At 67.4% G+C, this 25,361-nt stretch carries 29 protein-coding genes; 20 read left to right on the top strand and 9 right to left on the bottom strand.

Going from position 1 to position 25,361, the window contains the following annotated elements; genetic code table 11:
- Position 1: 1 nt before the first annotated feature.
- Positions 2-1,324, bottom strand: coding sequence for a COG4223 family protein (locus DDE75_RS07545; protein WP_108501789.1), 1,323 nt, complete (start codon positions 1,322-1,324; stop codon positions 2-4).
- A gap of 95 nt (positions 1,325-1,419) precedes the next feature.
- Entirely contained in the window at positions 1,420-2,085 is a 666-nt protein-coding gene (locus DDE75_RS07550; protein WP_108501790.1) for a uroporphyrinogen-III synthase, read from the bottom strand.
- Positions 2,086-2,151: 66 nt separating this feature from the next.
- Between DDE75_RS07550 and tsaD the strand changes: the two genes are divergently transcribed.
- The 9 genes from tsaD to truA all read left to right on the top strand — a co-directional run bounded on the left by tsaD (position 2,152) and on the right by truA (position 9,242).
- The gene (tsaD, locus tag DDE75_RS07555) at positions 2,152-3,219 is read left to right on the top strand and encodes a tRNA (adenosine(37)-N6)-threonylcarbamoyltransferase complex transferase subunit TsaD (protein WP_108501791.1); all 1,068 of its coding nucleotides are present in this window, start codon (positions 2,152-2,154) and stop codon (positions 3,217-3,219) included.
- Positions 3,216-4,157, top strand: a complete 942-nt coding sequence (locus DDE75_RS07560; protein WP_108501792.1) for an NAD(P)H-dependent glycerol-3-phosphate dehydrogenase — start codon at positions 3,216-3,218, stop codon at positions 4,155-4,157. The genes tsaD and DDE75_RS07560 overlap by 4 nt, the downstream gene beginning before the upstream one ends.
- Positions 4,157-4,429 carry a YciI family protein gene (locus DDE75_RS07565; protein ID WP_108502059.1) on the top strand — a complete coding sequence of 91 codons (273 nt, stop codon included), beginning with the start codon at positions 4,157-4,159 and terminating at the stop codon, positions 4,427-4,429. Before DDE75_RS07560 ends, DDE75_RS07565 begins: the two co-directional genes overlap by 1 nt.
- Positions 4,429-4,848, top strand: a complete 420-nt coding sequence (locus DDE75_RS07570; RefSeq protein ID WP_108502060.1) for an EVE domain-containing protein — start codon at positions 4,429-4,431, stop codon at positions 4,846-4,848. Before DDE75_RS07565 ends, DDE75_RS07570 begins: the two co-directional genes overlap by 1 nt.
- Before the next feature lie 43 nt (positions 4,849-4,891).
- Positions 4,892-5,137 carry a DUF4170 domain-containing protein gene (locus DDE75_RS07575; RefSeq protein WP_108501793.1) on the top strand — a complete coding sequence of 82 codons (246 nt, stop codon included), beginning with the start codon at positions 4,892-4,894 and terminating at the stop codon, positions 5,135-5,137.
- Positions 5,137-6,318, top strand: coding sequence for a 3-deoxy-D-manno-octulosonic acid transferase (locus DDE75_RS17620; protein ID WP_108501794.1), 1,182 nt, complete (start codon positions 5,137-5,139; stop codon positions 6,316-6,318). The genes DDE75_RS07575 and DDE75_RS17620 overlap by 1 nt, the downstream gene beginning before the upstream one ends.
- Positions 6,315-7,304, top strand: coding sequence for a tetraacyldisaccharide 4'-kinase (gene lpxK / locus DDE75_RS07585; protein ID WP_245894654.1), 990 nt, complete (start codon positions 6,315-6,317; stop codon positions 7,302-7,304). The genes DDE75_RS17620 and lpxK overlap by 4 nt, the downstream gene beginning before the upstream one ends.
- A 145-nt stretch (positions 7,305-7,449) precedes the next feature.
- Positions 7,450-8,430, top strand: coding sequence for a 5-bromo-4-chloroindolyl phosphate hydrolysis family protein (locus tag DDE75_RS07590; protein ID WP_108501795.1), 981 nt, complete (start codon positions 7,450-7,452; stop codon positions 8,428-8,430).
- Positions 8,430-9,242 carry a tRNA pseudouridine(38-40) synthase TruA gene (gene truA / locus DDE75_RS07595; protein WP_108501796.1) on the top strand — a complete coding sequence of 271 codons (813 nt, stop codon included), beginning with the start codon at positions 8,430-8,432 and terminating at the stop codon, positions 9,240-9,242. Before DDE75_RS07590 ends, truA begins: the two co-directional genes overlap by 1 nt.
- On the opposite strand, the gene DDE75_RS07600 is transcribed toward truA, so the two are convergent.
- Positions 9,182-9,997 (bottom strand): sugar transferase, encoded by an 816-nt coding sequence (locus DDE75_RS07600; protein ID WP_108502062.1) that lies wholly within the window; start codon positions 9,995-9,997, stop codon positions 9,182-9,184. The two genes, truA and DDE75_RS07600, sit on opposite strands and share 61 nt — an antisense overlap.
- A gap of 159 nt (positions 9,998-10,156) precedes the next feature.
- Here DDE75_RS07600 and DDE75_RS07605 point away from each other — a divergent pair, with 159 nt between their 5' ends.
- The 9 genes from DDE75_RS07605 to DDE75_RS07645 all read left to right on the top strand — a co-directional run bounded on the left by DDE75_RS07605 (position 10,157) and on the right by DDE75_RS07645 (position 17,899).
- Positions 10,157-10,612 (top strand): universal stress protein, encoded by a 456-nt coding sequence (locus tag DDE75_RS07605; protein ID WP_108501797.1) that lies wholly within the window; start codon positions 10,157-10,159, stop codon positions 10,610-10,612.
- Between the two features lie 82 nt (positions 10,613-10,694).
- Positions 10,695-11,255 carry a NifU family protein gene (locus DDE75_RS07610; RefSeq protein ID WP_072295918.1) on the top strand — a complete coding sequence of 187 codons (561 nt, stop codon included), beginning with the start codon at positions 10,695-10,697 and terminating at the stop codon, positions 11,253-11,255.
- Entirely contained in the window at positions 11,248-11,844 is a 597-nt protein-coding gene (tsaB, locus tag DDE75_RS07615) for a tRNA (adenosine(37)-N6)-threonylcarbamoyltransferase complex dimerization subunit type 1 TsaB (RefSeq protein WP_108501798.1), read from the top strand. Before DDE75_RS07610 ends, tsaB begins: the two co-directional genes overlap by 8 nt.
- The gene (locus tag DDE75_RS07620) at positions 11,841-12,263 is read left to right on the top strand and encodes a GNAT family N-acetyltransferase (RefSeq protein WP_108501799.1); all 423 of its coding nucleotides are present in this window, start codon (positions 11,841-11,843) and stop codon (positions 12,261-12,263) included. Before tsaB ends, DDE75_RS07620 begins: the two co-directional genes overlap by 4 nt.
- A gap of 79 nt (positions 12,264-12,342) precedes the next feature.
- On the top strand, positions 12,343-13,332 hold the full coding sequence (locus DDE75_RS07625; RefSeq protein ID WP_108501800.1) for a BMP family lipoprotein: 990 nt from the start codon (positions 12,343-12,345) through the stop codon (positions 13,330-13,332).
- The gene (locus tag DDE75_RS07630) at positions 13,332-14,981 is read left to right on the top strand and encodes an ABC transporter ATP-binding protein (RefSeq protein ID WP_108501801.1); all 1,650 of its coding nucleotides are present in this window, start codon (positions 13,332-13,334) and stop codon (positions 14,979-14,981) included. The genes DDE75_RS07625 and DDE75_RS07630 overlap by 1 nt, the downstream gene beginning before the upstream one ends.
- Positions 14,981-16,084 carry an ABC transporter permease gene (locus DDE75_RS07635; protein WP_108501802.1) on the top strand — a complete coding sequence of 368 codons (1,104 nt, stop codon included), beginning with the start codon at positions 14,981-14,983 and terminating at the stop codon, positions 16,082-16,084. The genes DDE75_RS07630 and DDE75_RS07635 overlap by 1 nt, the downstream gene beginning before the upstream one ends.
- Complete coding sequence (locus DDE75_RS07640) at positions 16,081-17,109, top strand: ABC transporter permease (protein WP_108501803.1); 1,029 nt, start codon at positions 16,081-16,083, stop codon at positions 17,107-17,109. The genes DDE75_RS07635 and DDE75_RS07640 overlap by 4 nt, the downstream gene beginning before the upstream one ends.
- Positions 17,093-17,899: a purine-nucleoside phosphorylase gene (locus tag DDE75_RS07645; RefSeq protein WP_108501804.1), complete on the top strand. Its 807-nt coding sequence runs from the start codon at positions 17,093-17,095 to the stop codon at positions 17,897-17,899. Before DDE75_RS07640 ends, DDE75_RS07645 begins: the two co-directional genes overlap by 17 nt.
- 34 nt (positions 17,900-17,933) lie before the next feature.
- On the opposite strand, the gene mnmH is transcribed toward DDE75_RS07645, so the two are convergent.
- The gene (mnmH, locus tag DDE75_RS07650) at positions 17,934-18,953 is read right to left on the bottom strand and encodes a tRNA 2-selenouridine(34) synthase MnmH (RefSeq protein WP_245894655.1); all 1,020 of its coding nucleotides are present in this window, start codon (positions 18,951-18,953) and stop codon (positions 17,934-17,936) included.
- Positions 18,954-18,988: 35 nt separating this feature from the next.
- Entirely contained in the window at positions 18,989-19,558 is a 570-nt protein-coding gene (locus DDE75_RS07655; protein ID WP_108502063.1) for a L,D-transpeptidase, read from the bottom strand.
- Between the two features lie 202 nt (positions 19,559-19,760).
- Between DDE75_RS07655 and DDE75_RS07660 the strand changes: the two genes are divergently transcribed.
- Both DDE75_RS07660 and DDE75_RS07665 read left to right on the top strand, forming a co-directional pair.
- Positions 19,761-22,160: a heavy metal translocating P-type ATPase gene (locus DDE75_RS07660; RefSeq protein ID WP_108502064.1), complete on the top strand. Its 2,400-nt coding sequence runs from the start codon at positions 19,761-19,763 to the stop codon at positions 22,158-22,160.
- Positions 22,157-22,801 (top strand): arylesterase, encoded by a 645-nt coding sequence (locus DDE75_RS07665; protein WP_108501806.1) that lies wholly within the window; start codon positions 22,157-22,159, stop codon positions 22,799-22,801. The genes DDE75_RS07660 and DDE75_RS07665 overlap by 4 nt, the downstream gene beginning before the upstream one ends.
- Positions 22,802-22,804: 3 nt before the next feature.
- Here the strand turns inward: DDE75_RS07665 and DDE75_RS07670 are convergent, their stop codons facing one another.
- From DDE75_RS07670 to DDE75_RS07685, 4 genes are all read right to left on the bottom strand, one after another.
- A complete protein-coding gene (locus DDE75_RS07670; RefSeq protein ID WP_162798946.1) occupies positions 22,805-23,284 on the bottom strand; it encodes a copper chaperone PCu(A)C in 480 nt (159 codons plus the stop codon).
- Between the two features lie 39 nt (positions 23,285-23,323).
- Entirely contained in the window at positions 23,324-23,665 is a 342-nt protein-coding gene (locus DDE75_RS07675) for a hypothetical protein (protein ID WP_162798947.1), read from the bottom strand.
- A 125-nt stretch (positions 23,666-23,790) separates the two neighbouring features.
- The gene (gene rpmB / locus DDE75_RS07680) at positions 23,791-24,090 is read right to left on the bottom strand and encodes a 50S ribosomal protein L28 (protein ID WP_072295908.1); all 300 of its coding nucleotides are present in this window, start codon (positions 24,088-24,090) and stop codon (positions 23,791-23,793) included.
- Between the two features lie 132 nt (positions 24,091-24,222).
- Positions 24,223-25,302 (bottom strand): bifunctional transcriptional activator/DNA repair enzyme AdaA, encoded by a 1,080-nt coding sequence (locus tag DDE75_RS07685; protein WP_108501809.1) that lies wholly within the window; start codon positions 25,300-25,302, stop codon positions 24,223-24,225.
- Between the last annotated feature and the right edge of the window lie 59 nt (positions 25,303-25,361).

Here is a 25,361-nt window from a genome sequence, read left to right on the forward strand (position 1 = left end):
CTCAATTCTGGCCGGAGGACAGATCGGTCAGCGCCGACTGTGCCTGCGTATAGGCGTTTGCGCGGTTCAGCCAATCTGCCATCGCCGGGGCATCGCGGCCTGCGTCGGGCAGGGTCTCGATCTTGGACAGAGCCTCGGCGATGCGACCTGCCTCGACCTCGGCATTGGCGCGGGACAGGACGGCATCGGGATCGTCGCCATCGCGGGCCTCGATCGAGCGGGCGTTGGTCTGGGCCTTCAGGAAATTCGTCAGCATGTTCCCCTGACCGCTGGAACTGCTGTCGCGCAGAGATGCACGCAGGGCCGCGCGGGCGGCCTCGGGGAAATCAGCCTGCAGGCTGGTCAGGCTGGGAACCTCGGTCGCCAGCGCCTCGGGCGTTTCCAGTCCGGCACCTTCCAGCGTGGCGCGCGCATCCTCGGGCGTCACGCCGCGGTCCAATGCCGCCTGCAGGGATGCGATGGCGGCGACGGCCTCGGCACGGCGGGTGCTTTCTTCGGCGGCGGCCTGCAGCTCCTCGGCCTCGGCGCGGGCGGCTTCCAGGCGGGCCTCGGCATCTGCGGCGGCGGCCTCGATCTGCTGCTGCAGGGCACCGGCGGCCTCGGGGTCGAAGCTGCCGTTCTGTGCCATCTTGTCCAGCTGCGCCTGCTGTTCATCCAACCGCTGCGTCAGGGCCTGAAGCTGATCGGCGACCTGTTGTCCTGCGGCCGGATCGGCGGCAGCGTCCGGGCGATCTTCCAGCGCGCTCAGGCGGGCTTCCAGATCGTCGGGGACGCCAGCCGGTGCGGGCATGGCCGAGATCTCCTCGGCGACGGCGCGGCGGGCGGCCTGCTGGGCCAAGGCGGCGACATCGGCCTGATCGGTCGTTGCGCCAGAAGGCCGCCATTCGGGGGGCAGATGGGGTAGCGCATAGATCGCGGCGGCAGCGCCGAGACCTGCAGCAACCACCCCGCCGAAAGCCACGGGCCAGAAGCCGGTTTTCCTGACAGGCTGCTGCGGCGCCGGCTTCGTCGATGCGGTCTGCTGGGCGGGCGCTTGCGTCGGGACGGCCGGCTTGGCGTCGGCGTCCTTCGCTTCGACATGCGGCTTCGCGGTATCGGCCTTGGCGGCGGCGGTCAGACCGCCCTTCGGATCACCGACCAGCGTCGAGCCGACGGGGCTGATCGTGCCGGGCTGGCCGGCCTGCGCGGGCTTGCCCGCCTCGATCGGGTCGTTGGGCAGGGCACCCGGCGCGGCGGGCTGCTTCTTGGCTGTGGCATCTGCCGGGTTCGGGCTGGCGGTCTTGGAGGCCGGTTGGGTGGTCTTGGTCTTGTCTGGCTGTTTCACGTCTTGTCCCCGTCTGGTGCCATGTCGGCATGGCCGCCTGTAAGCGCATGACTTGCAGCCTAAACAGCGATGGCTCCGCGCTCAACCCGCCGTGTTCAGCTTTGTTCCGAGGCCCATAGCCGCAGGATCGCATCGCGCATTCCATGGGCATCGGGCCTCTCGGCGGTGATGGCATGTCGCGCGGGCCCGGACCAATTGCCCAAGGCGGCATCGCTGATGGCGACGACCCACAAGGGCGCCCGCGCATCGGCCGCGTGCTGCGCCAGCACAAGGGCCGTCCGTGGCGAAAAAATCGGCAAGATCACCGGGGCCTTCCCCATCAGCAATCCGCGCGCCTCTTCGGAGAGATCGACCGCCTGCTGGTCATAGACGACGACCCCCGGCACGGGCAGCATCCGCGCCAGATGGCGGCCATGCGGATGGATCAGCGGCACCGATGCCCCCTTTATCAGCGGCAGCAGGCTGTCGGCGGTGCCCCCGCCCTCGGTCACGTCGAAACCCGCGTCGCGGGCCTGTCGGGCGGTCTGCGCCCCCACGCAAAGCGCGGGCCGTCCCCGCCCCGGACCTGCCGAGGCAACCGCATGCGCCGAGGTGAACACCAGCCCCTGCGCCGCCGCCAGGATATCGCCATCGTGATCCACCGGCGCGATCCGCAGGACCGGAGAGATCACGCTGCGCCAGCCCTTCATCAGCTTGGCAAACCGCTCGGCCCCGGGTTGGGGGCGGGTCAGCAGCAGCGTGGGTCGCGGGTCCGCTGGCATTGGCTTATCCTTGCGCCGGTGCTAGGGCCTTCAGGGGTAAGCCTCCGCATCCTTCAGGGCAAGAGCATGGATGATCTGATCTTTCTGGGCATCGAAAGCAGCTGCGACGACACGGCCGCCGCCGTCGTGACCGGCGACCGGCGCATCCTGTCCAGCGTCGTCAGCAGCCAGACCACGCTGCATGCCGATTTCGGCGGCGTCGTCCCCGAGATCGCCGCCCGCGCCCATGCCGAGCGTCTGGATTTGGCCGTCGAGCAGGCGCTGGATCAGGCCGGGCTGGCGCTGACGGATCTGTCGGGCATCGCCGTCACGGCGGGTCCCGGGCTGATCGGGGGCGTGATGTCGGGCGTCATGTGCGCCAAGGGGCTGGCCGCCGGATCGGGACTGCCGCTGGTCGGCGTGAACCATCTGGCCGGTCATGCGCTGACGCCGCGACTGACGGATGGCATCGATTTTCCCTATCTGATGCTGCTGGTGTCCGGCGGGCATTGCCAGTTCCTGCGAGTGGACGGCCCCGACAATTTCACCCGCATGGGTGGCACCATCGACGACGCCCCGGGCGAGGCCTTCGACAAGATCGCCCGGCTTCTGGCCCTGCCGCAACCCGGCGGTCCCGCCGTGCAGGCCGAGGCAGCCTCGGGTGATGCGAAACGCATTTCCCTGCCCCGCCCTCTGCTGGACCGCCCCGGTTGCGACATGTCGTTTTCGGGGCTCAAGACCGCGGCCCTGCGCCAGCGCGATGCGTTGATCGCCGAACATGGCGGGCTGCGTCAGGGGGACCGGCGCGACCTGTGCGCGGCCTTCCAGACCGCCGTATCCGATGTGCTGGCCGAAAAGTCGCGCCGCGCCCTGGCCGAAAGCCCCGTCCCGGTGCTGGCGGTCGCGGGCGGCGTCGCCGCCAACACCCAGATCCGCGCCGCGCTGGAACAGGTCGCCGCCGACGCCGGTGCCCGCTTCCTTGCACCGCCCCTGGCGCTTTGCACCGACAATGGCGCGATGATCGCATGGGCCGGGATCGAGAGGTTCCGCCAGGGCCACCGCGACGACATGACCCTTGCCGCCCGCCCCCGCTGGCCCCTTGACCGCAAGGCGCAACCGATGCTGGGCAGCGGCAAGAAAGGCGCCAAGGCATGAGCGTCGCGGTTCTTGGCGCAGGGGCCTTCGGAACCGCCTTGGCCGTGGCGCTGACCGCGAACGGTCCGGTGACGCTCTGGGGTCGCCAGATTGACTGGCAGGGCGAAAACCCCCGCCTGCCCGGCGTCGCCATGCCAGATACCCTGACCGTGACGCAGGACCTGGATGCAGCGCTGAAAGCCGAGCTGATCCTGCTGGCCCTGCCCGCGCAGGCGCTTGGCGGGTTCCTGTCGCTGCATGGCGCGAAACTGCAGGGCAAGCGTCTGGTCAGCACCGCCAAGGGGATCGATCTGGAGCGTTTGACCGGCCCCTCGGTCATGATTGCCGAGGCCTGCCCCAATGCCGTGGTCGCGGTGCTGACCGGACCCTCCTTCGCCGCCGATATCGCGCGGGGCTTACCGACTGCGCTGACGCTGGCCTGCACCGACGACGACGCTGGCCGCGACATGCAGCAGGCGCTGTCCACGCCCGTCCTACGCCTTTACCGCAGCAGCGACGTCACGGGCGCGGAACTGGGCGGCGCGTTGAAGAATGTCATGGCCATCGCGGCTGGCACGGTCATCGGCGCGGGTCTTGGCGGCAGCGCCCGCGCCGCCATCATCACCCGCGGCTTTGCCGAGATGACCCGCCTTGCCATCCATCTGGGCGCACGGCCCGAAACGCTGACCGGCCTGTCGGGCCTGGGCGATCTGACGCTGACCTGCACCTCGGCAGGGTCGCGCAACTTTCGCTTCGGCGCGGCGCTTGGGGCGGGCGAGGAATTCGACCCCTCGACCACCGTCGAAGGTGCAGCCACCGCCCGGGCGCTTGTCCGCCTGGCGGCACGCGACGATGTGGACCTACCCATCGCCACCATGGTCGCCCGTCTTGCCGAAGGCTCGGTTTCGGTGGAAAAAGCCATGGACCATCTGCTCAGCCGCCCCCTGAAGGAGGAATGATGCCCCTGTTCGCCGTGATCTGCCGGGACAAGCCCGGCGCCCTTGAAACCCGCCTTGCCAATCGCGACGCTCATCTGGCGCATATCCGCGACAGTGGCATCGTCACATACGCAGGTCCCTTCCTGCAGGACGGACAGATGTGCGGTTCGCTGGTCGTGCTGGACACCACCGACCTGGCCGCCGCACAAGCCTGGGCCGATGCCGACCCCTACAAGGCGGCCGATCTTTTTGCCTCGGTCGAGGTGATCGAATGGAAGAAGGTGGTCGGCTGATGGCCTATTGGCTTTTCAAATCCGAACCCGACGTCTTTGGCTGGGACGATCTGGTCGCCAAGGGCGACGAGGGCGAGGAATGGGACGGTGTCCGCAACTACCAGGCGCGCAACATGATGCGGGCGATGGCGGTGGGCGATCTGGGCCTGTTCTATCACTCCAATGTCGGGAAAGAGGCTGTCGGCATCTGCCAGGTCATCGCGCCCGCCCATCCCGACAGCAAGGCCGACGATCCGCGTTGGGAATGCGTCGACATCAAGGCCGTCCGCAAGCTGCCCCGCGCCATCACCCTGGAGGAAGCCAAGGCCGAACCGCGCCTTGCCGACATGGTGCTGGTCAACAACACCCGCCTCTCCGTCCAGCCCGTGTCCGAGGCCGAATGGGCCGTCATCATGGAACTTTCGGGCGATCAGGGCTGATCCTTCCCCACCCCCGCAACCCCTCCAACCATCAGAGGTCAACATGGCACAACGTCTGCATTTCGTCTTTGGCGGCGAACTGATCGACCCCCAGGGCACCCAGTTCCGCAACCCCGACGACATCCACATGGTCGGCATCTTTCCCGACTACAAATCCGCCTTCGCCGCATGGAAGGCCGAGGCGCAGCGCACCGTCGACAGCGCCCATACGCGTTACTTCATCGCGCATCTTCACCGCCTGCGCGACGAGGAACGCGAAGTCAGCCCGACCGAGGAACTGGGCAACTGATGCCAGGGGCGGGGCTGGGACGACTTGCGCTGTGGTGGCATCTGCGCACCCGGCACGGGCTTGACCCCGCCCTGCCCGCCATCCCGGCCGGACAGGCGCCGGGGCTGGTGCTGCATGTCTCGGCCGACGCCGCGCGGGCCGAGGCGCAGATCCTGCGCCGCCTGACGCAGGCCGATCCGGACCTGCGCATCATCCGCATCCCCGATCCCGATGGCGATGACGCGGGCTGCGATCCGCAGGCCGCCGCCCAACTGCTGGATCGCGCCCACGCGGGCGTGGTGCTGCTGATCGGGTCCGATCTTCCCGCGGCCCTGATCGCTGCGGCCAACGCCCGCGACATTCCCGTGATTCTGGCCGAATGCCGCCTTCAGGCGCGTGATCTTGGATGGGGCGCACAGGCCGCGATGCGCCGTCAGCTGTTGTCGCGCATGGCGGCCATCATGCTGACCGACAGCGCCAGCCTGCAAATCGCCCACCGCATGTCGCTGGACCGGTCGCGCATCGCCATGACCGGCCCCGTCTCGGAAATCCGCGAGCCGCTGCATTGTTCGGAAACCGAGCGCGTCTCGATGGCCCAGCAGATGAACGGCCGCCACGCCTGGTTCGCCGCCAGCCTGCCCCAGCCCGAGGAAGCCGCCGTCCTGGCCGCCCATCACGCGGCCCTGCGCCATTCGCATCGCGCGCTGCTGATCCTGGCCCCCCGCGACAGCGCCCGCATCGATCAGCTGGCGCTGGACATCGAGGCCTCGGGGATGATCGTCGCCCGCCGATCCGAGGATGAGGATCTGACCGACGAAGTTCAGGTCCTGCTGACCGACGGCCCGACGGAAATGGGCCTGTGGTATCGCCTGGCCCCGGTCAGCTTCATGGGCGGCACCCTGTCGGGCGAGGATACCGCCATGCGCCACCCCTTCGAACCCGCGGCGCTTGGATCGGCCATCGTGCATGGTCCGCAATCGGGGCCTTTCGCCACCGAATGGCAGCAGCTGGACGGCGCGAATGCCGCCCGCCACGTCCGCACCCCCGAGGATCTGGCCGTCACCATCACCGAACTGACCCAGCCCGAGATGATCGCCACCCTGGCCAGCAACGCCTGGACCGTCAGCACCGGCGGCGCGGATGTCGCCGTGACCATCGCCCGCGCGGTGCAATCCGCCCTGACCGAAAGGACCGCCCCGTGAAGAAGGCCCCCGCGTTCTGGTTCCTCCGCCCACCCACCGCCAAGGCGCGGCTGCTGGCTCCGCTCGGCGCGGCCTATGCGGCGGCGACGGCGCGGCGGCTGGCAAAGGGCGCGCGGGCGCGGGTCGGCGTGCCGGTCATCTGCGTGGGCAACCTGAACGCGGGCGGCACCGGCAAGACGCCGACCGTGATCCATTTGCAGACCCTGCTGGCGGCCCGCGGGATCGAGGCGCATGTCGTCTCGCGCGGCTATGGCGGCAGCGCCAAGGGGCCGTTGCGGGTGATCGAATCGACCCATGACGCCGAACTGACCGGGGACGAGCCACTGCTGATGGCGGCCTTCGGCCCGGTCTGGGTCAGCGACGACCGACTGGCTGGCGCGCGGGCAGCGGTCGCGGCAGGCGCGCAGGCGATCATCCTGGACGACGGCTTTCAGGACCCCGCGCTGACGCATGATCTGGGGATCGTGGTCGTCGATGCCGCCAAGGGCTTCGGCAACGGGCTGTGCCTGCCCGCCGGTCCCTTGCGCGAACCGGTGGCGCGCGGGTTGGCCCGCGCCGACCTGCTGTTGTCGATCGGCCCTGATACCGCGCAGGCAGGCTTTGCGACGCCCAAAGGCGCGCCCCCGCATCTGCGCGGTCAACTGGCCCCCTTGCAGACCGGCATCAACTGGCAGGGCCACCGCGTCCTGGCCTTTGCGGGCATCGGCCACCCCGAGAAATTCTTTGCCACCCTGCGCGATCTGGGCGCGGTCCTGATCCGGTCGGAGCCGCTGGAGGATCATCAGCCCTTCACCCAAAGCCTGCTGACACGGCTGGAAACCGAATCGCGGATGATGGGGGCGCAGCTGGTCACCACCGAAAAGGATGCCGCCCGCCTGCCGCGGTCCTTCCGCATGAAGGTCATGGCGCTGCCCGTGCGCCTGTCGCTGGCCGATCCCGCGCCGCTGGATGCCGCGCTGGACGGGCTGTTTCCGCCGCAGGTTTGAAATCCGGCGACGAATGCCGATATAGAAGCTGTCATTCACGCCCCCGAAAGGACGCCCATGTCGCGCAACGCCCAAGCCAGGCTCAGCTTCTATCTGCTGTTGATGCTGACGCTCTATGCCTCGGTCGTGGGGGTGGGGTAAGGTCATGGCGGAACGTTTCGGCGGGCGTTTCTCGCCCAAGGATCTGCTGCGCAACAACCTGCCCGGCGGTCCGGCCCTTCCCCCCACCCCGCGCCACCCGCATGAAGGGCGGCCCAAGTGGATCACGCTGGCCGCGACGCCCTTCCTGCTGGGCGCGTTCTTCCAAGGTGCGACGGGTCTGGTCACCGATCTGGCAGCTTTCGGGCTGATCGCCAGCGGCATGTGGATGACCCGCGAGGGTCTGGTGGCGCAGGCTGCCTATGAAGCCCGCCGCGTCGCCCGCCGTCCCGCCATTCCGCGCAAGCTGTTCGGCGGCATCCTAGGCGGTGTCGGCCTGGGCATCGGCGCGGCCGAGCCGGGGCTTTGGGGACAAGCGGCGCTGGTCGGCGGTGCGGGTCTGGTCCTGCATCAGATCGGCTTCGGGCTGGACCCGATGCGCGACAAGGGCCGCGAGGGGATCGACAGCTTTCAGCAGGACCGCGCCCAACGCATGATCGACGAGGGCGAGGGCTATCTGGACCAGATGACTGATGCCATCGCCCGTGCGGGCGACCGTCGCCTGACGGCACGCGTGGACTTGTTCGCGGCCACCGTGCGGCATCTGTTCGACCGGGTACGGGACAATCCCGGCGCGTTGGCCTCGGCCCGGCGATACCTTGGCGTCTATTTGATGGGCGCGCGCGATGCGACGATCCGCTTTGCCGACCTCTATTCGCAGACGCAGGACGGATCGGCGCGGGCCAAGTACATGGCATTCCTGAACGACCTGGAAAAAGATTTCATTGCCCGGTCCGACCGGCTGCTGGACGGCGACCGTGATGCGCTGGACATCGAGATGTCGGTTCTGCGCGACCGGCTGGCCCGCGAAGGGCTGACGGGTGCCGCCACCGCGTCCCCGCCCGAAGACCCGCCCGCCCTGCAAAGCCAGGATGCGCAGACCTTCGACGACCTGCTGAAGATGCCCCGGAAAGAACCTCGCCAGTAATGCCTCGTTTTGCACTGAAGATCGAATATGACGGCGCGCCCTTCGCCGGGTGGCAGGCGCAGGCCGATCAACCCACCGTGCAGGGCGCCATCGAAAGCGCCTTGGCCAAGCTGGACCCCGGCTTTGCCGCAGGCGCCCGGATCGCCGCCGCCGGTCGCACCGATGCGGGGGTCCATGCCACGGGTCAAGTCGCCCATGCCGATCTGCTGCGGGACTGGGACCCCTTTCGCCTGTCCGAGGCGCTGAACTGGCACCTGAAGCCCGCCCCCGTCGTGGTCCTGGCCGCCGCGCGCGTCGATGACGATTTTCACGCAAGGTTCTCGGCCCGTGAAAGGCGCTATACCTTCCGGCTGATCAGCCGCCGTGCGCCCATGACGCATGAACTTGGCAATGTCTGGCAGGTGCTGTCGCCGCTGGATCTGGGCGCGATGCAGCAGGGGGCGCAGCATCTGATCGGGCTGCACGACTTTACGACGTTCCGATCCTCGATCTGCCAAGCGAAAAGCCCGGTGAAATCCATCGACCAGATCACCATTCAAGAAATTCCCGTCCCGCATGGCACCGAGTATCGCTTCCACCTGCGGGCCCGGTCCTTCCTGCACAATCAGGTCAGATCCATCGTCGGCACGCTGGAACGGGTAGGCGCAGGGTCGTGGCACCCCGATCGCGTTGCCGAGGCGCTGGCCGCCTGCAACCGCGCGGCCTGCGGTCCGGTCTGCCCGCCGCAAGGCCTTTATCTGTCGGGGGTGGGTTACCCGCGCGATCCGTTCGAGGACCCGGCCGCACGCGGCGACGGTCCGACCGGCGGATAGGATCTGCCGCGCTTGCGACGACGCGGGCGTTCGTCCTTGCGGGCGATGACGATCTTCAGCGTGCTCCACAAGATCCACAGATCCAGCCGCAGCGAGCGGTGGCGCTGATAGATCAGGTCGATCTTCAGCTTGGCGGGCAGGCAGCGGCGGTAATAGGCCGCCTCGGTCGCGCGGGCCGATTTGCAGCGTGCCAGGATGCGGTCCTCGTGGCGGTGATAGATCAGCGTCGCCAGTCCCGTGACGCCGGGACGGCTGTGCAGCACCTGCGCATAGACGGCCGGGAAGCGTTCGACGTATTCGCGCAAGGGCGGGCGGGGTCCGACGAAGCTCATGTCGCCCAGCAGGATGTTGAACAGCTGCGGCAGCTCGTCGATGCGCGACCGGCGCAGGAAGCGCCCCATCGGCGTGATGCGCCATGACTTGTGGGCACCGGTGGCGCCGAAATCGCCCTCCTCGCACAGCATGGTGCGGAACTTCCACTGGGTGAAGGGGCGGTCGGGCGTCTTCATCCGGTGGGCGGCATAGAAGATCGGGCGGCCCTGCAGAATCAGCAGAATGACCGCGACGACCAGCATGACCACCGACAGCGGCACCAGCAGGAACAGGGCGAAGGAAATGTCGAACAACCGCTTGGAAACGGGCATGGGATTGACGCCGGGGGCGGATGCCTCGCCGATGAACCATGCCATCTTGGGGGCAGTCAGCACATTCAGCTGCGCCGCGTCGGCCTTGTCCCAGTCATGGTGGATCGTCACGATACCGTCCGTTTCCAATGTTGCATGCAAAGAACCCTAGATCGGCTAGCACAGCTTGCATACGATGAAAACGGGGCGGGCGGTTTCCCGCGCAATCACTTGCGCCAGCATGGCAGTTCGGCCACTGTTCGGGGAAATTGACAGGACACATCCGGGAAGATGCGTAAATTTCTTGTCCTTCTGGACGACAGCATGGAATGCCTGAACGCCATGCGTTTCGCGGCGATGCGGGCATCCAACACCGGCGGCGCGGTGGTCATCATGTCGGTGGTCAACACCGACGACATCCAGCATGGCTTTGGCGTGGCCGACCTGATGCGCGCCGAGGCCCGCGAGAGGATCGAGGCGCATTTCGAGGTCTTTGCCAAATGGATGCGGTCCCGCGCCAAGATCGAGCCCGAGCTGGTGATCCGCGAGGGCGACCCCGCCGAGGAACTGCTGGCCCAGATCGCCGAGGACGGCCAGATCGGCGTCGTCGTGCTGGGGCTGAACGGCGACAAGGGCGGGACGAACCCCGTGCTGTCACGGATGCTGCGCGATGCAATGGACCTTCCCTGCGCCATCACCCTGGTGCCGGGCGATCTGTCCAAGGAGCGGCTGGAGGCGATCACCTGATCGCAGCCTGCCCCGACGGCCTGCCCCGACGGCTTGACCCAAGGCCCGCCCGTCGCCATATCAGGCTCAAAGGAGCTGCCCCATGTTCATCCAGACCGAGACCACCCCGAACCCAGCCACGCTGAAATTCCTGCCCGGCGAGACGGTGCTTGGCAGCGGCACGGCCGATTTCCCCTCGCCCGACACCGGGGCAAGCTCGCCCTTGGCGCGTCGCATCTTTGCGGTCGAGGGGGTCACCGGCGTCTTCTTGGGCCGTGATTTCGTGACCGTCACCAAGGCGGACGACCAGCCGTGGGATCACCTCAAGCCCTCGGTTCTGGGCGCCATTATGGAGCATTTCCAGTCCGGCGCCCCCGCCATCGAAGGCGATGCGCCGCAGAGCGCGGGCCATGCCGCCCATGACGGCCCCGACAACGAGATCGTCGGCCAGATCAAGGAACTGCTGGACACCCGCGTCCGCCCTGCCGTGGCGCAGGATGGCGGCGACATTACCTTCCACGGCTTTGATCGCGGCATTGTCTACCTGCACATGCAGGGGGCCTGCGCGGGCTGCCCGTCCTCGACCCTGACGCTGAAGATGGGCATCGAGAACCTGCTGCGCCACTATATCCCCGAGGTGATCGAGGTCCGTCCCGTTGCCTGATCGACTGACCCTTGGGTTCGACACATCGGCCGCGCATTGCGCGGCCGCTTTGTTGCGTGGTGACCGGGTTCTGGTCCAGCGCCGGGAAGAGATGACAAAGGGGCAGGCCGAACGGCTGATGCCCCTGTTGGAGGAGGTGCTGGCCGAGGCGGGCGTCAGCTGGCGCGACATCGACGTCATCGGCGTCGGCACCGGGCCGGGGAACTTCACCGGCGTGCGCGTTGCGGTGGCGGCGGCGCGGGGCCTTGCGCTGTCGCTGAAGATCCCCGCCATCGGCATCGGCGCGACGGAAGCCGCGGCGCATGATCTGCCCCGCCCCTGCCGCATCGTGATCCCGACCCGGGGCGCCGAGGTGATCTGGCAGGATTTCACCGCGGAGGGCAGCGAGGGGGGCCGGCCGCAGCAAGCTGCGACCGGCGCGCTGCCGCCCGGCCCCACGCCGGCTGCGCCGGCGGTCCCGACCGCCGTGGCCATCGCGCAGCTGGCGGCGGCGCGTGCGGACACCCCCGCCCCGCGCCCGGCGCCGATCTATCTGCGCGCTGCCGATGCGGCACCCGGCCGTGACACACCGCCCCTCATCCTGCCATGAAGACCGTCGACCGGCTGGCGGCGCTTCACGCGCGTTGCTTCACCACCCCCCGCCCTTGGAGCGCCGCCGAATTCATGGGCCTTCTGGACAGCCGCGGCTGCTTCCTGCTGGATGACGACCACGGCTTTCTGCTGGGCCGCGCCATCGCCGGAGAGGCCGAGCTGCTGACGCTGGCCGTCGATCCGGAGGCGCGGCGCATGGGCGCGGGGCGTCGGCTGGTTGCCCGTTTCGCCAGCACCGCGCAAGCGATGGACGCAGATGACGCCTTTCTGGAGGTCGCATCCAACAACCTTGCGGCACGGGCGCTCTATTCCGGCACGGGCTGGGTGGAAGCCGGGATCAGACCGCATTATTACGGCCCCCGAACGAATGCCATCGTGATGCGCCTGACGCTGCGTGCCGCCCAGAAAGGCGGTTGACCGGCACAGACCGATGCGCCCTAATCGCGCTATCAGCAGGGCTGTCTGAATCGCCCGCAAAAACAGGATGAGGTTACGAATGTCTCTGATCAAATCGCTTCTGGCGGGCTCGGCCCTGACGGCATTGACGGCGGGCGTGGTGTTTGCCGAACCGGCCCTGATCTTCGATCTGGGCGGCAAGTTCGACAAGTCCTTCAACGAGGCCGCCTTCCAAGGCGCACAGCGTTGGGTCGAGGAGACCGGCGGCACCTATCGCGAGCTGGAGATGCAGTCCGAGGCGCAGCGCGAACAGGCCCTGCGCCGTCTGGCCGAGGTCGGCGCGAACCCCATCGTCATGACCGGCTTTGCCTTCGGCGACGTGCTGACGCAGATCGCGGGCGACTACCCGGACACGAAATTCGCCATCATCGACATGGTCGTCGATGCCCCGAACGTCCAGTCGGTCGTCTTTGCCGAGGAGCAGGGCAGCTATCTGGCCGGCGTCATGGCGGGCATGAAGTCGGAAACCGGCACCGTGGGCTTCATCGGCGGCATGGACATCCCACTGATCCACAAGTTCGAATGCGGCTTTGCCCAAGGCTTCAAGGCCACCCAGCCCGAAGGCAAGGTCGTCATCAACTATACCGGCACCACGCCTGCCGCCTGGAACGACCCGGTCAAGGGCGGTGAACTTGCCCGCGCGCAGAAATCGCAGGGCGCGGACGTGATCTATGCGGCTGCCGGCGGCACCGGCATCGGCGTGCTGCAGGCCGCGGCCGACGAAGGCATCCTGTCAATCGGCGTGGACAGCAACCAGAACCACCTGCACCCGGGCCAGGTGCTGACCTCGATGGTCAAGCGCGTGGACAACGCCGTCTATGACGCCTTCACCGCGGGCGAGGATCTGGTCCCCGGCGTCAAGGTCATGGACTTGGCCGCGGGCGGCGTCGATGTCGCCATCGACGATTCCAACCGCGAATTGGTCGATGCCGAAATGCAGGCCGCCGTCGAGGAAGCCAAGGCCGGCATCGGCTCGGGCGAGATCGCCGTCCACGACTACATGTCCGACAACAGCTGCCCGGCATCGTAATGACCGTCGAAAACGACATGATGGGGGGGCGGTCGGCCACGACCGCCCCCGCTGCAATCGAGCTGCGGGGCATCTCGAAGGCATTCGGGCCGGTTCAGGCGAACCGCAACATCAACCTGTCCGTCCCCAAGGGCAGCATCCACGGCATCATCGGCGAAAACGGCGCGGGCAAATCCACGCTGATGTCGATCCTCTACGGCTTTTACAAACCTGACAGCGGTCAGGTGCTGGTCAACGGCCAGCCGATCACCATTGCCGACAGCCAGACCGCGATCCGCGCGGGCATCGGCATGGTCTTCCAGCATTTCAAGCTGGTGCAGAATTTCACGGTGCTGGAAAACATCATTTTGGGCGTCGAGGATGGCGCGCTGCTGCGCCCCTCGCTGTCCAAGGCGCGCGGCGTGCTGAAGAAGCTGGCCGCCGAATACCAGCTGAACGTCGACCCCGACGAGGTGATCGAGAACCTCTCGGTCGGTCACCAGCAGCGGGTCGAGATCCTGAAGGCGCTTTATCGGCAGGCCGACATCCTGATCCTGGACGAACCCACGGGCGTGCTGACCCCCGCCGAGGCCGACCACCTGTTCCGCATCCTTGAAGGGCTGCGCGACGAGGGCAAGACCATCATCCTGATCACGCATAAATTGCGCGAGATCATGGACATCACCGACAACGTCAGCGTCATGCGGCGCGGGGAAATGGTCGCCTCGGTCAAGACCTCCGAGACCAGCCCCGAACATCTGGCCGAGCTGATGGTCGGCCGCAAGGTGTTGCTGAACGTCGAAAAGACGCCCGCCGCCCCTGCCGCGCCCGTCCTCGAGGTCCGCAACCTGACGATGACCGACGACGAGGGCGTGCAGCGCCTGCGCGGCATCGATCTGGACATCCGCGCGGGCGAGATCCTGGGCATCGCCGGTGTCAGCGGCAACGGCCAGACCATGTTGCTGGAGATCCTTGGCGGCTATCCCCCCAAGGGCAGCAAGCTTGGCGGAGAGATCCGCATGAACGGCCAGCCCCTGCCCATCGGCGGTCGCGGCTGCGATGCCGCGCAGCGCCGACGCGCGGGCATCGGCCACATCCCCGAGGATCGTCAGGTCGAAGGGTTGATCATGGATTTCGCGGCTTGGGAAAACGTCGCCTTCGGTTGGCAGGACGCGCCGGAATTCACCAAGGGCATGTTGATGGACAATGCCGCCATCAAGGCCGATGCGGAAGCCAAGATGGAACGCTTCGACGTCCGTCCGCGCAACCCCAACCTGGCGGCGCGCAACTTCTCGGGCGGGAACCAGCAGAAGATCGTCGTGGCCCGCGAGATCGAGCGCAACCCCGACCTGCTGCTGATCGGCCAGCCGACGCGCGGCGTCGACATCGGCGCGATCGAATTCATCCACAAGCAGATCGTGGCCCTGCGCGATGCGGGCAAGGCGATCCTGCTGGTCAGCGTCGAGCTGGACGAGATCCTGGCCCTGTCGGACCGCATCGCCGTCATGTTCGACGGCCGCATCATGGGCGAACGCCTGCCCGAAAATACCACCACGGGCGAATTGGGCCTGTTGATGGCGGGCGTCACCGATACCGAACACACCCCCGACGACGCGGGCATCCCCCCCGGATCCGCCCATGTCGACACGCTGCCGCAGGAGCCCGTCTGATGGACAAGATGCCGAAATGGGCCGATGTGATCCTGACGCCGCTGATCTCGCTGGTGCTTGCAATGGCGATATCGGCGCTGGTGATCCTGGCCATCGGGGAAAGCCCGGTGATGGCCATGAAGACCATGGTCGAGGGTGCCTTGGGGTCCAGCTATGGCTGGGGCTTCACGCTTTATTACGCGACGAACTTCATCTTCACCGGGCTGGCCGTGATGGTCGCCTATCACGCCAGCCTGTTCAACATCGGCGGCGAGGGTCAGGCGGCCATGGGCGGCCTTGGCGTGGCGCTGGTGCTTTTGTACCTGCCCTTGCCGCATTGGGCCATCGCTTTGCCGGTCGCGATGATCGGGGCGGCGGCCTTCGGTGCGGCATGGGCCTTCATTCCTGCCTATCTGCAGGCCAAGCGCGGCAGCCATATCGTGATCACCACGATCATGTTCAACTTCATCGCCGCCGCAGCGCTGAACTATGTGCTGGTCAACAAGCTGCGCCCCGTGGGCAGCATGGACCCGGCATCCGCCCGCTTCCCCGAGGCGACGCATATCCCCGCCCTGACCGATCTGGCCGCGGGACTGGGGATGACCTGGGGCAAGAACACTCCGGTCAACATCACCTTCCTGGTGGCCATCGCCGCCTGCGCGCTGGTCTGGCTGCTGATCTGGCGCACCAAGCTGGGATATGAGATCCGCGTGCTGGGCAAATCCGAACCGGGCGCCGTCTATGCCGGCATCAGCCCGGTCAAGATCACCGTCATCGCCATGCTGATCTCGGGCGGGCTGGCGGGGCTGATGGCGATCAACAACGTCATGGGCGAATCCGAACGTCTGGTCCTGAACGCGGTCGAGGGGGCGGGCTTCATCGGCATCGCCGTCGCCCTGATGGGCCGCAACCACCCCTTCGGCATCCTGCTGGCAGCGCTGCTGTTCGGTTTCCTCTATCAGGGCGGGGGCGAGCTGGCGCTCTGGACCAGCATCCCGCGCGAATTGATCGTCGTCATCCAGGCGCTGGTCATTCTTTTCACGGGTGCATTGGACAACATGGTCCGCATGCCGCTGGAACGGCTGTTCCTGTCGATGCGACGCACGAAAGGGGGCGCGAAATGAAGATCAAGGATTCGCTGATCGCGCTGATCGTTCTGGGCATCTGCCTGATCTGGGCCTTCGTCGACGGCAGCGCCGCCGAGCAGGGCATCGGCAGCGCGCTTCGCCTGATGACGCCACTGCTGCTGGCCTGTCTGGCCGGGCTTTACTCCGAACGCGCCGGGGTCTTCGACATCGGGCTTGAGGGCAAGATGCTGATGGCGGCCTTCACTGCCGCATCGGTCGCCTATCTGACCGACAGTGCATGGTTGGGCCTGCTGGCGGGCATCGGCGGGTCGCTGGCCCTGTCGCTGGTCCACGGGCTGGCCTCGATCACCTTCCGGGGAAACCAGCTGATCGCGGGCGTGGCGATCAACTTCCTGGCCTCGGGCCTGACGGTGCTGGTGGGACAGAACGCCTTCGGTCTGGGCGGGCGCACGCCTGCGCTGACCGGGGCGGGCCGCTTCCAGCCCATCAATCTGCCGTTTGCGGAAACGCTGCGGGACGTGCCCGTGATCGGGCCGATCTATTCCGGGCTGATCTCGGGGAACACCATCCTGGTCTATGTGGCGCTGCTGATGGTGCCGGTGACCTGGTGGGTGCTGTTCCGCACCCGCTTCGGGCTGCGCCTGCGGGCCGTTGGGGAAAACCCCGCTTCGGTCGATACGGCGGGCGTATCCGTCACGCGGCTGCGCTATGCTGCCGTCGCCATCTGCGGCATCCTCTGCGGGATCGCCGGGGCCTATCTGGCGACGGGCCTGTCAGCCGGTTTCGTCAAGGAAATGACCGCCGGTCGCGGCTTCATCGCCCTTGCGGCGCTGATCTTCGCCAAGTGGCGTCCGTGGCAGGCGCTCTTCGCGACCTTCCTCTTCGGTCTTCTCGAGGCGATCGCCAACCTCTATCCGAACCTCGATCTAGGTTTCATCACGATCCCCTCGATGTTCATGAACGCCCTGCCCTACATCCTGACCGTGATCATCCTGGCGGGCTTCGTCGGCCGCGCCATCCCCCCCCGCGCCGGAGGAGAGCCCTATGTCAAAGAGCGCTGAGCTGGCGCAACTGATCCGCGACCGTGCCGGAGCAGATGCCCCCGAATACGGCCTGATCCTGGGGTCGGGCCTTGGGCACCTGTCCGACATGGTCGATGGCGTGGCCATCCCCTATGACGACCTGCCGGGCTTTCCCCATGCGGGCGTCTCGGGGCATGTGCCCAAGCTGGTCATCGGCCAGCTTGAGGGGCGTCGCGTCGCAGTCTTCGGGGGGCGGTCGCATTACTACGAATCGGGCCGTGCCGATGCCATGCGCCTGCCGCTGGAGGTGCTGCGTGATCTGGGCTGCGACAAGCTGGTCCTGACCAATGCGGCCGGATCGCTGCGCCCCGACATCCAGCCCGGCGGGCTGATGATGCTGAACGATCACATCGCCTTTGCCGGAACGAACCCGCTGATCGGGGAAAAGACCGATGCGCGTTTCGTGCCACTGACGGATGCCCATGACGTCGCAATGCGTCAGGCGCTGTCGGATGCCGCCAAGGCCGAAGGGGTCGATCTGCCTCAGGGCGTTTACTGCTGGTTCTCGGGGCCCAGCTTCGAAACCCCGGCCGAGATCAGGGCCGCACAGGTCCTGGGCGCGGATGCCGTCGGCATGTCCACCGTCCCCGAAATCATCCTGGGACGCTTCCTAGGCCTGCGCTGCGCGGCCATCTCGGTCATCACGAACATGGGCGCGGGACTGTCGGACGAAGCGATCAGCCACGACCACACCAAGGCAATGGCGCCGCTTGGCGCGGCCAAGCTGGAAAAGCTGCTGCGGCATTTCCTGCGCCACGCCGAAACCTGACAGGCTGCCGCCGGGCGGGACCCGGCGGCGCGCCTCAGGGCTGCATCTGCATCAAAGCGTCTTCGACCGCCCCCGTCGCGGCCTCCAGATCGGTCAGTTCGGTCAGATGGACCGCCTGCCCCGTCCCGTCGTCATGGCGGGCGCGGTGCTTGTCATAGCGGGGGTCGTAATGGTCGCGCAGCAACCCCTCGGACAGGGCCTGCCATTGCCGGTCGCGCAGCAGCGCACGCCAACCCTCGATCCGTTCTGCCGGGTGCAGGGGCGTCATCAGGTTCAGGATATGGGCGACGCGATCTGGGTCCTCGACCATGTCGTCATAGCTACGGGCGGTAAAGGCGGCGCGGGCCTGAACCGGCACATGCATCTGCAGCCGTGGGGCAGCACAGATGGCCTGCCACATGGCCTTGGGAACGGTGATGGTGCCGATGCGGCTGCTTTCGGCCTCGACCAGGACCGGGCGTGCGGGGTCCAGCGATTCCAGCGCGATGGCCAGACGACCCTCGAACATCTTCTGGCTGGGCTGGCCGCCGGGCATGGCGCCGAACAGGCTGCCGCGGTGGTTGGCCAAGCCTTCCAGGTCGATCACCTGATGGCCGCGGGCGGCAAGGCGGTTCAGGATCTCGGTCTTGGCGCTGCCGGTATTGCCGTCCAGCACGATCACGCGCGAGGGGATCGGCCCGTTCTGCACTCGGTCGACCACAAGGCGGCGCCACGACTTGTAGCCCCCTTCGACCCGGCTGACGCGCCAGCCGATCTGGCCCAGGATGGTGGCAAAGCTGCCCGAGCGTTGACCGCCCCGCCAGCAATAGACCAGGGGCCGCCAACCGCCCGGCTTGTCGGCCAAAGCGCCCGCGATATGGCGCGCTGCATTGGCCGCCACAAGGGCGGCGCCGATCTTGCGTGCATCGAAGGGCGACACCTGTTTGTAGATGGTGCCGACCCTTTCGCGTTCCTCGTCGTCCAGCACCGGCAGGTTGATCGCGCCGGGCAGGTGGTCCTCGGCGAATTCAGCCGGGGCGCGGACGTCGATGATGTCGTCGAACCCGTCGATCAAGGGGCCCGCCACCCTGTTCAATTCCAGCGTCAAGTTCAGAAGACGTAGACGGGCGTGCCGACCGGCACCTGGTTGAACAGGCTGATCACCGCCTCGTTGCGCATCCGCAGGCAGCCGTTCGAGACGGCCGAGCCGATGGATCCGGGCTGGGTCGTGCCGTGGATGCGGATCGCCGTATCCTGACCATTCGCATTGTAGAGATAAAGCGCGCGTGCCCCCAAGGGGTTCTTGGGACCGCCCGGCATGCCGTCCTCGTATTTCTTGTAGGCGGCGGGATTGCGTTCGATCATGTCCTGCGTCGGGCGCCAGCTGGGCCATTCGACCTTGCGACCGATGGTGGCCTTGCCCTTCCAGACCAGTTCATCCTTACCCACGGCCACGCCGTAGCGGATCGCGCGGCCCGGCGCGATGACGTGATACAGGAAGAAGTCCTTGCTGACGACGACGATGCTGCCGACCTCGAAGTCGTCGCGGATCGCGACCTCGGTCGGGATATAGGGGTCGGTGGCGGTCGCGGCGGGTGCTTTGGGCGCGGCCTGGGCCATCACCAGCGACGGCGCGGCGATCAGCGGCAGGGCCAGCGAAATCATCTGACGGCGGTTCATGGCGGTATTCCTCGTCCGGTGGTTCTGATCTGGATCGGTTTCGATCTGGATACAGGCAAAACGCCTGTTGCCGCAACTCATGACCGTGTCATCGGCCCGCGATGCCTTGATCGTGCGGCGCAAACTTCACACATGGAAGTGGTGGGGGCAGGCCATCAGCGCAACCCCCGACCGGATGAACCAACCGAAAGCGACACCCGCAATGACCGCAGAACTGGACCTGCCCGTGCCGGGCATGAATTGCGCCGCCTGCGCGGGCCGTATCGAGCGCGCGCTGTCGGCCCTGCCCGGCATCAGCGATCTGGCGGTCAATTCCGCCACCCGCCGCGCCCGGATGCAGGTCGAGGGCACCCCGCTGGAGCGGATCACGACGGCGCTGTCCGATGCGGGCTATCCCGCGCAGCTGACCACCACCCGCCTGTCCATTGAGGGCATGAGCTGCGCGTCATGTCTGGGACGCGTGCAGCGCGGGTTGGAGCAGCTGCCGCAGGTGGCATCCGCGCAGGTCAACCTGGCGACGAAACAAACGCAGGTGACGCATGCCCCGAACCTTGGCCCGCAGGCGGTTGCGCGGATCGTGACCGATCTGGGATATCCCGCGACGGTGCTGGCCGATGGCGCCAAGCCCGACACCCCCGATGAGGCCGCATCCCTGCGCCGCGACTTCCTGATCGCGCTGGTGCTGACCCTGCCGCTGTTCGTGATCGAGATGGGCGGTCATCTGGTCCCGTCCTTCCATGCATGGCTGCACGGTCTGGTGCCCATGCGTGCGCTGTGGGTGGGGCAGATGCTGCTGGCGCTGGCGGTGCTGGCCGTTCCGGGGCGGCGCTTCTTCACGACCGGTCTGAAGGCCCTGTCCCGCGGCGCGCCCGAGATGAACAGTCTTGTCGCCTTGGGGTCGGGGGCGGCATTCCTCTATTCCTCGGTCGTGACACTGGTGCCGGCACTGGTGCCCGCCGCCTCGCGCCATGTCTATTTCGAGGCCGCCGCCGTCATCGTCACCCTGATCCTGATGGGCCGCTGGCTTGAGGCCCGCGCCAAGGGTCGCGCCGGTGCCGCCATCCGCCAGCTGATGGATCTGACGCCCGACAGGGCCACCCTGCTGCGCGACGGCAAGCGGGTGATCCTGCCCACAGACCAGGTGCAGACCGGCGATCTGCTGCTGCTGTCACCCGGCCAGCGCGTGCCTTTGGACGGCATCATCACCGAGGGTGCAGGACGCATCGACGAATCCATGCTGACGGGTGAACCGGCCCCCGTCGCGAAATCCGCGGGCGATCCGGTGACGGGTGGTACGATGAACGGCAGCGCCGCCCTGACCATCCGCGTGACCGCCACCGGCAGCGACACCGTCCTGTCGCGCATCGTGTCCTTGGTCGAGCAGGCCCAGAACGCCCGCCTGCCCGTGCAGGCGCTGGTCGACAAGGTGACGCGCGTCTTCGTGCCCTGCATCATCGCGCTGTCGCTGCTGACGCTGGTCTTGTGGCTGGTCTTCGGTCCGGGCCTTGCGCAGGCGGTCGTGGCGGCGGTGGCGGTGCTGATCATCGCCTGCCCCTGCGCCATGGGGCTGGCGGTGCCGGTCTCGATCATGGTGGGGACGGGCCGAGGGGCGCAGTTGGGCGTGCTGTTCCGCCAAGGCGACGCGCTGCAAAAGCTGGCGACGGCGCGCAGCGTCGGCTTCGACAAGACCGGCACCCTGACCCAAGGGCACCCGACCCTGACCGGAACCTGGACCGACGGCATGTCCCGGGATGAGGCCCTGCGCCTGGCCGCCGCCGCCGAGGCGCGCTCCGAACATCCGCTGGCTGCCGCCTTCATGGCCGCGACCAAGGGACAGGATCTGCCCACCGCCGAAAACATCGAGGCCATCACCGGTCAAGGGCTGCGCGCGCGGGTGCAGGATCGGGACCTGCTGATCGGCAATCAGACGGCGCTGGAAACGGCGGGCGTCGCCGTCAACCCGGACCTGCTGTCCCGTGCCACCAAGGCCGCCGATCAAGGGGCGACGCCGGTGCATCTGGCGATCGACGGCACCCATTTCGCCAGCTTTGCCGTCATGGATGCCGCCCGCCCGCAATCGGCCAAGACCATCGCCGATCTGCACGACATGGGGCTGACCACCCATATGCTGTCGGGTGACACGCCCGCCACGGTCCGCGCCATGGCCCGCACCCTGGGCATCGACCGGGCACAAGGCGGCCTGACTCCCGAGGACAAGCTGACCCATATCCGCGACATGGGCGATGACAGCGTCTTCGTCGGCGATGGCATCAACGATGCCCCTGCCCTTGCGGCCGCCCGCACAGGCATCGCCATCGGCACCGGAACCGACATCGCAATCCAGACCGCCGATGCCGTGCTGATGTCGGGCGATCCGGGCGGCGTGGTCCGGGCGATCCGGCTGTCACGCGCGGTGATGCGCAACATCCGGCAGAACCTCTTCTGGGCCTTTGCCTACAACATCGCGCTGGTGCCGGTTGCAATGGGCGTGCTGGTGCCCTTTGGTGGTCCGCAGATGTCGCCGATGCTGGGGGCTGGGGCGATGGCGCTGTCCTCGGTCTTCGTCGTCGGCAATGCCCTGAGGTTGAGGAAAGCCGGATGACCCTGAACAGACGTGACCTGCTGGCCGCGATGGCCGCCTTGGCCGCCGTCGGACCGGCGCGCGCGCAAGACCTGCCGCGCCTGCTGTGCCTTGGCGACAGCCTGACGGCCGGATACGGCCTGCCGCAGGAACAGGGGCTTGTGCCGCAGCTGTCGCAATTCCTGCATCAGGCGGGTCGGCCCGCGCAGCTGATCAACGCCGGGATCTCGGGTGATACGACCTATGGGGGGCGGGTGCGGATCGGGCTGTCGATCCGGCGCAACGCCCCCGATGCCGTCATCGTCGAGCTGGGCGGCAACGACATGCTGCGCAAGTTCGACCCGCTGAAGTCCGAACAGAACCTCGATGCCATCCTGACCACCGCGCGCGAGGGCGATCGCCCCGTCCTGCTGGTCGGCATCCACGCCCCGGCGGGGGACGCGGACTGGCGGCGGGAATGGACGCAGATCTGGGCGCGGCTGGCCAACCGCCACGGGACGCTGCTGCTGCAGGACCTCTATGCGCCGATCGCCGCGCTGCCATCGGACCAGCGCGGGCCGCTTTTGCAGGATGACGGCATCCACCCATCGGCGCTTGGCGTGCAGCGGATCGTCCAGCATCTGGGCCCGGCGGCCGCGCAACTTGTCGCGCAGACCGCCTGAGGGTCAGTGCCCGGCGTGTTCGCCGCCACCCTCCATATGCCCCATGTCGTGGCCTTCATCGGCACGGGCGTTGTCCACGGTGGCGGTCACGTCCTCGCGGCCGCAATCGCCGAAATCCAGAGTCAGGTCGATGCTGTCGCCATCGGCCAGCTTACGCGTCAGGCCCAGCAGCATGACATGATCGCCACCGCGTTTCATGGCATGGGTCTGATGAGCGGGAATCTGGATGCCGCCCTCGATCCGGCCCATCTTCATGACGCCGTCCTCTTCGGTATGGCTGTGCAGTTCGACCCGCTCGGCCACGTCCGATTCGGCGGACTGCAGGGTGCAAGCAACGTCGCGGTGGTTTTCCAGCGTCATGAAGATCGCCCCCGTCATGGGGTTGGCGCTGCGGGCATAGGCGTCTTCGACATGCATGCCGTCATGGGCAAGGGCGGCAATGGGCATGGTGACCGCAACGGCGGCCAGAATCAGGGTTTTCATCAGGATCATCCTTGGGAAAGGGTCAAAAAGGCTGGGGGTTCAGGCCAGCGCTTCTGGCGGGTCCCTGACCCGCGTGGTTTGACCGGTCGTCCCAAGGGGGCCTTGCGGTGGCACAGGGTCGAAGCGTTCCGCCCGCGCGACGGCTTCGGGCACCGCAGGCGGCATAGCACCAAGTGCCGCCATCAGCGACAGTGCCATATCGGGACACAGATGGGCCGAGCCCTGCCCGTCCGGCCTTTGCGTCACGACGACGCCATGACCGGTGCAAAGGACGATCTGATCGCCCTGCCGGACCGTCCCACGCGCCGCGCCAAGACCGACCCCGGTCAACACGACGACCAGGATCAGCAACAGCGAGGAAAGGCGCGACGACAGTGACATGACCGGCATCCTAGACGATGGCCGAGCCGAGTTCACCTGGAATCACCACCGTCCGGACATGCAAAAGCCCCGCACATTGGCGGGGCCGTGCAGTCACAGGGCCACGAAGGCCCCGCAGATCCGGATCAGGCCGAAAGAACGGCGGCGCCGTCCAGCTTGGCGATCTCGCGCTTGATCTTCAGCGCGCGGTCCGACAGCTCGGTGTCCTTGGCTTTCGCCAGGAAGGCATCCAGACCACCGCGGTGGTCGACCGAACGCAGGGCAGCAGCCGAGATGCGCAGCGAATAGCCGCGGCCCAGCACTTCCGACGTCAGGGTGACGTCGTTCAGGTTCGGCAAGAACCGGCGACGGGTGCGGTTCTTGGCATGGCTGACATTGTTACCGGTCATCGGGCCTTTGCCGGTCAGTTCGCAGACGCGCGACATGGTGTGTTCCTTTGTCTCAACTACGCGGGCGTTCCCGGCAAGGGGTCCGTCCCAATATGAAAGGGCGCCGCGAGGCAGCGCCCGGAATTCCGTTTGCGGGTGGTTACAGCCAGACAGGGGGTGCGTCAACCCTTATCGGGCCGTGTCCTGCGAAATCCCCGCCAAATTGCGGTATCCGGCCTCTAGCGCGATCAGTTTTTCCTTGCGCCACAGACCGCCTGCATAGCCCGTCAGCGTGCCGTCAGCACCGATGACGCGGTGACAGGGCACGACCAGCGCCAGACGGTTCGCCCCGTTCGCCCCCGCGACGGCCCGAACGGCGCTGGGCTGCCCGATCGCTTGGGCCAGCTGGGCATAGCTGCGGGTCTGGCCTGCTGGGATTCGCTGCAGCTCCTGCCATACGCGCTGCTGGAACGGGGTTCCCGCCAGCTTCACCGGCACCTGCAACAGCCCCGAACGACCCGCAAAGAAATCACCAAGCGCGGCCTCGGTCTGCGCGGTGATCTCGGTCCGCCCCAATCCGATGCGCCCGCCCGCCATGGCCGACAGGCGGCGCAGCCCGGCGGGCAGCGCCTTGCGGTCCACGAACTCCAGCAGATGCAGCGCCTGCGTGTCGGCGATGGCGATCATCCCGCCAAGCGGCGTGTCCAGCCAATCGGCACGCAGGTCGGCATCCGCCGTCATCCGATGCGGCGCATGGCCGAAAAGCTGCGCAAAGGCCCGGCGAAACCCCGAGGCCGAATCAAATCCCGAATCAAGCTGCGCGTCGATCATGCGTCCTCCCTGGTGCAATCTGCCGATGCCTTGGCGCAGCCGTTCGGCGCGGGCCATCTGCAGAAAGCTTTCTCCGAAATGCTGGCGGAACAGCCGCCGCACGGTCGAGGGGTCCAGCCCCATTTCCGTCAGGCACGCCTCGGACCAGCGGTGGCCGGGGCGCTGCGCCAGCGCGCTCATCAGCTGGCCGATCACCGGATGGGCGTCGGCCTGCGCCCCCTGCGGCTTGCACCGCAGGCAGGGGCGGAAACCGGCCCGCTGTGCCTCGGCCGCGCTGGCGAACCAGCGGCAGTTCCGTGCCAGCGGCTTGCGCGCCGGACAGGTCAGCCGACAGAAGATCCCGGTCGAGGCGACACCCACCAGCGCCACGCCTTCGAAGGCCGGATCACGCGCCAGAAGCGCAGTATAAAGTCGGTCGTGGTCAGGCAGATCGCGCATGGGGTTTCCTTTCGCCAGCCAGACTACCCGATTCGCCCGAACGGCGGGGCGCGAAATCG

It is taken from the genome of Paracoccus indicus (assembly GCF_003056335.1).
Classification (GTDB): domain Bacteria; phylum Pseudomonadota; class Alphaproteobacteria; order Rhodobacterales; family Rhodobacteraceae; genus Paracoccus; species Paracoccus indicus.

What these genes read in the sequence shown, in the direction of transcription:
- DDE75_RS07550 (WP_108501790.1), bottom strand. Translation starts at nt 2,085, where the DNA reads ATGCCAGCGGACCCGCGACCCACGCTGCTGCTGACCCGCCCCCAACCC.
- tsaD (WP_108501791.1), top strand. Translation starts at nt 2,152, where the DNA reads ATGGATGATCTGATCTTTCTGGGCATCGAAAGCAGCTGCGACGACACG.
- DDE75_RS07560 (WP_108501792.1), top strand. Translation starts at nt 3,216, where the DNA reads ATGAGCGTCGCGGTTCTTGGCGCAGGGGCCTTCGGAACCGCCTTGGCC.
- DDE75_RS07565 (WP_108502059.1), top strand. Translation starts at nt 4,157, where the DNA reads ATGCCCCTGTTCGCCGTGATCTGCCGGGACAAGCCCGGCGCCCTTGAA.
- DDE75_RS07570 (WP_108502060.1), top strand. Translation starts at nt 4,429, where the DNA reads ATGGCCTATTGGCTTTTCAAATCCGAACCCGACGTCTTTGGCTGGGAC.
- DDE75_RS07575 (WP_108501793.1), top strand. Translation starts at nt 4,892, where the DNA reads ATGGCACAACGTCTGCATTTCGTCTTTGGCGGCGAACTGATCGACCCC.
- DDE75_RS17620 (WP_108501794.1), top strand. Translation starts at nt 5,137, where the DNA reads ATGCCAGGGGCGGGGCTGGGACGACTTGCGCTGTGGTGGCATCTGCGC.
- DDE75_RS07590 (WP_108501795.1), top strand. Translation starts at nt 7,450, where the DNA reads ATGGCGGAACGTTTCGGCGGGCGTTTCTCGCCCAAGGATCTGCTGCGC.
- truA (WP_108501796.1), top strand. Translation starts at nt 8,430, where the DNA reads ATGCCTCGTTTTGCACTGAAGATCGAATATGACGGCGCGCCCTTCGCC.
- DDE75_RS07605 (WP_108501797.1), top strand. Translation starts at nt 10,157, where the DNA reads ATGCGTAAATTTCTTGTCCTTCTGGACGACAGCATGGAATGCCTGAAC.
- DDE75_RS07610 (WP_072295918.1), top strand. Translation starts at nt 10,695, where the DNA reads ATGTTCATCCAGACCGAGACCACCCCGAACCCAGCCACGCTGAAATTC.
- DDE75_RS07620 (WP_108501799.1), top strand. Translation starts at nt 11,841, where the DNA reads ATGAAGACCGTCGACCGGCTGGCGGCGCTTCACGCGCGTTGCTTCACC.
- DDE75_RS07625 (WP_108501800.1), top strand. Translation starts at nt 12,343, where the DNA reads ATGTCTCTGATCAAATCGCTTCTGGCGGGCTCGGCCCTGACGGCATTG.
- DDE75_RS07630 (WP_108501801.1), top strand. Translation starts at nt 13,332, where the DNA reads ATGACCGTCGAAAACGACATGATGGGGGGGCGGTCGGCCACGACCGCC.
- DDE75_RS07635 (WP_108501802.1), top strand. Translation starts at nt 14,981, where the DNA reads ATGGACAAGATGCCGAAATGGGCCGATGTGATCCTGACGCCGCTGATC.
- DDE75_RS07640 (WP_108501803.1), top strand. Translation starts at nt 16,081, where the DNA reads ATGAAGATCAAGGATTCGCTGATCGCGCTGATCGTTCTGGGCATCTGC.
- DDE75_RS07645 (WP_108501804.1), top strand. Translation starts at nt 17,093, where the DNA reads ATGTCAAAGAGCGCTGAGCTGGCGCAACTGATCCGCGACCGTGCCGGA.
- DDE75_RS07655 (WP_108502063.1), bottom strand. Translation starts at nt 19,558, where the DNA reads ATGAACCGCCGTCAGATGATTTCGCTGGCCCTGCCGCTGATCGCCGCG.
- DDE75_RS07660 (WP_108502064.1), top strand. Translation starts at nt 19,761, where the DNA reads ATGACCGCAGAACTGGACCTGCCCGTGCCGGGCATGAATTGCGCCGCC.
- DDE75_RS07665 (WP_108501806.1), top strand. Translation starts at nt 22,157, where the DNA reads ATGACCCTGAACAGACGTGACCTGCTGGCCGCGATGGCCGCCTTGGCC.
- DDE75_RS07670 (WP_162798946.1), bottom strand. Translation starts at nt 23,284, where the DNA reads ATGAAAACCCTGATTCTGGCCGCCGTTGCGGTCACCATGCCCATTGCC.
- DDE75_RS07675 (WP_162798947.1), bottom strand. Translation starts at nt 23,665, where the DNA reads ATGTCACTGTCGTCGCGCCTTTCCTCGCTGTTGCTGATCCTGGTCGTC.
- rpmB (WP_072295908.1), bottom strand. Translation starts at nt 24,090, where the DNA reads ATGTCGCGCGTCTGCGAACTGACCGGCAAAGGCCCGATGACCGGTAAC.
- DDE75_RS07685 (WP_108501809.1), bottom strand. Translation starts at nt 25,302, where the DNA reads ATGCGCGATCTGCCTGACCACGACCGACTTTATACTGCGCTTCTGGCG.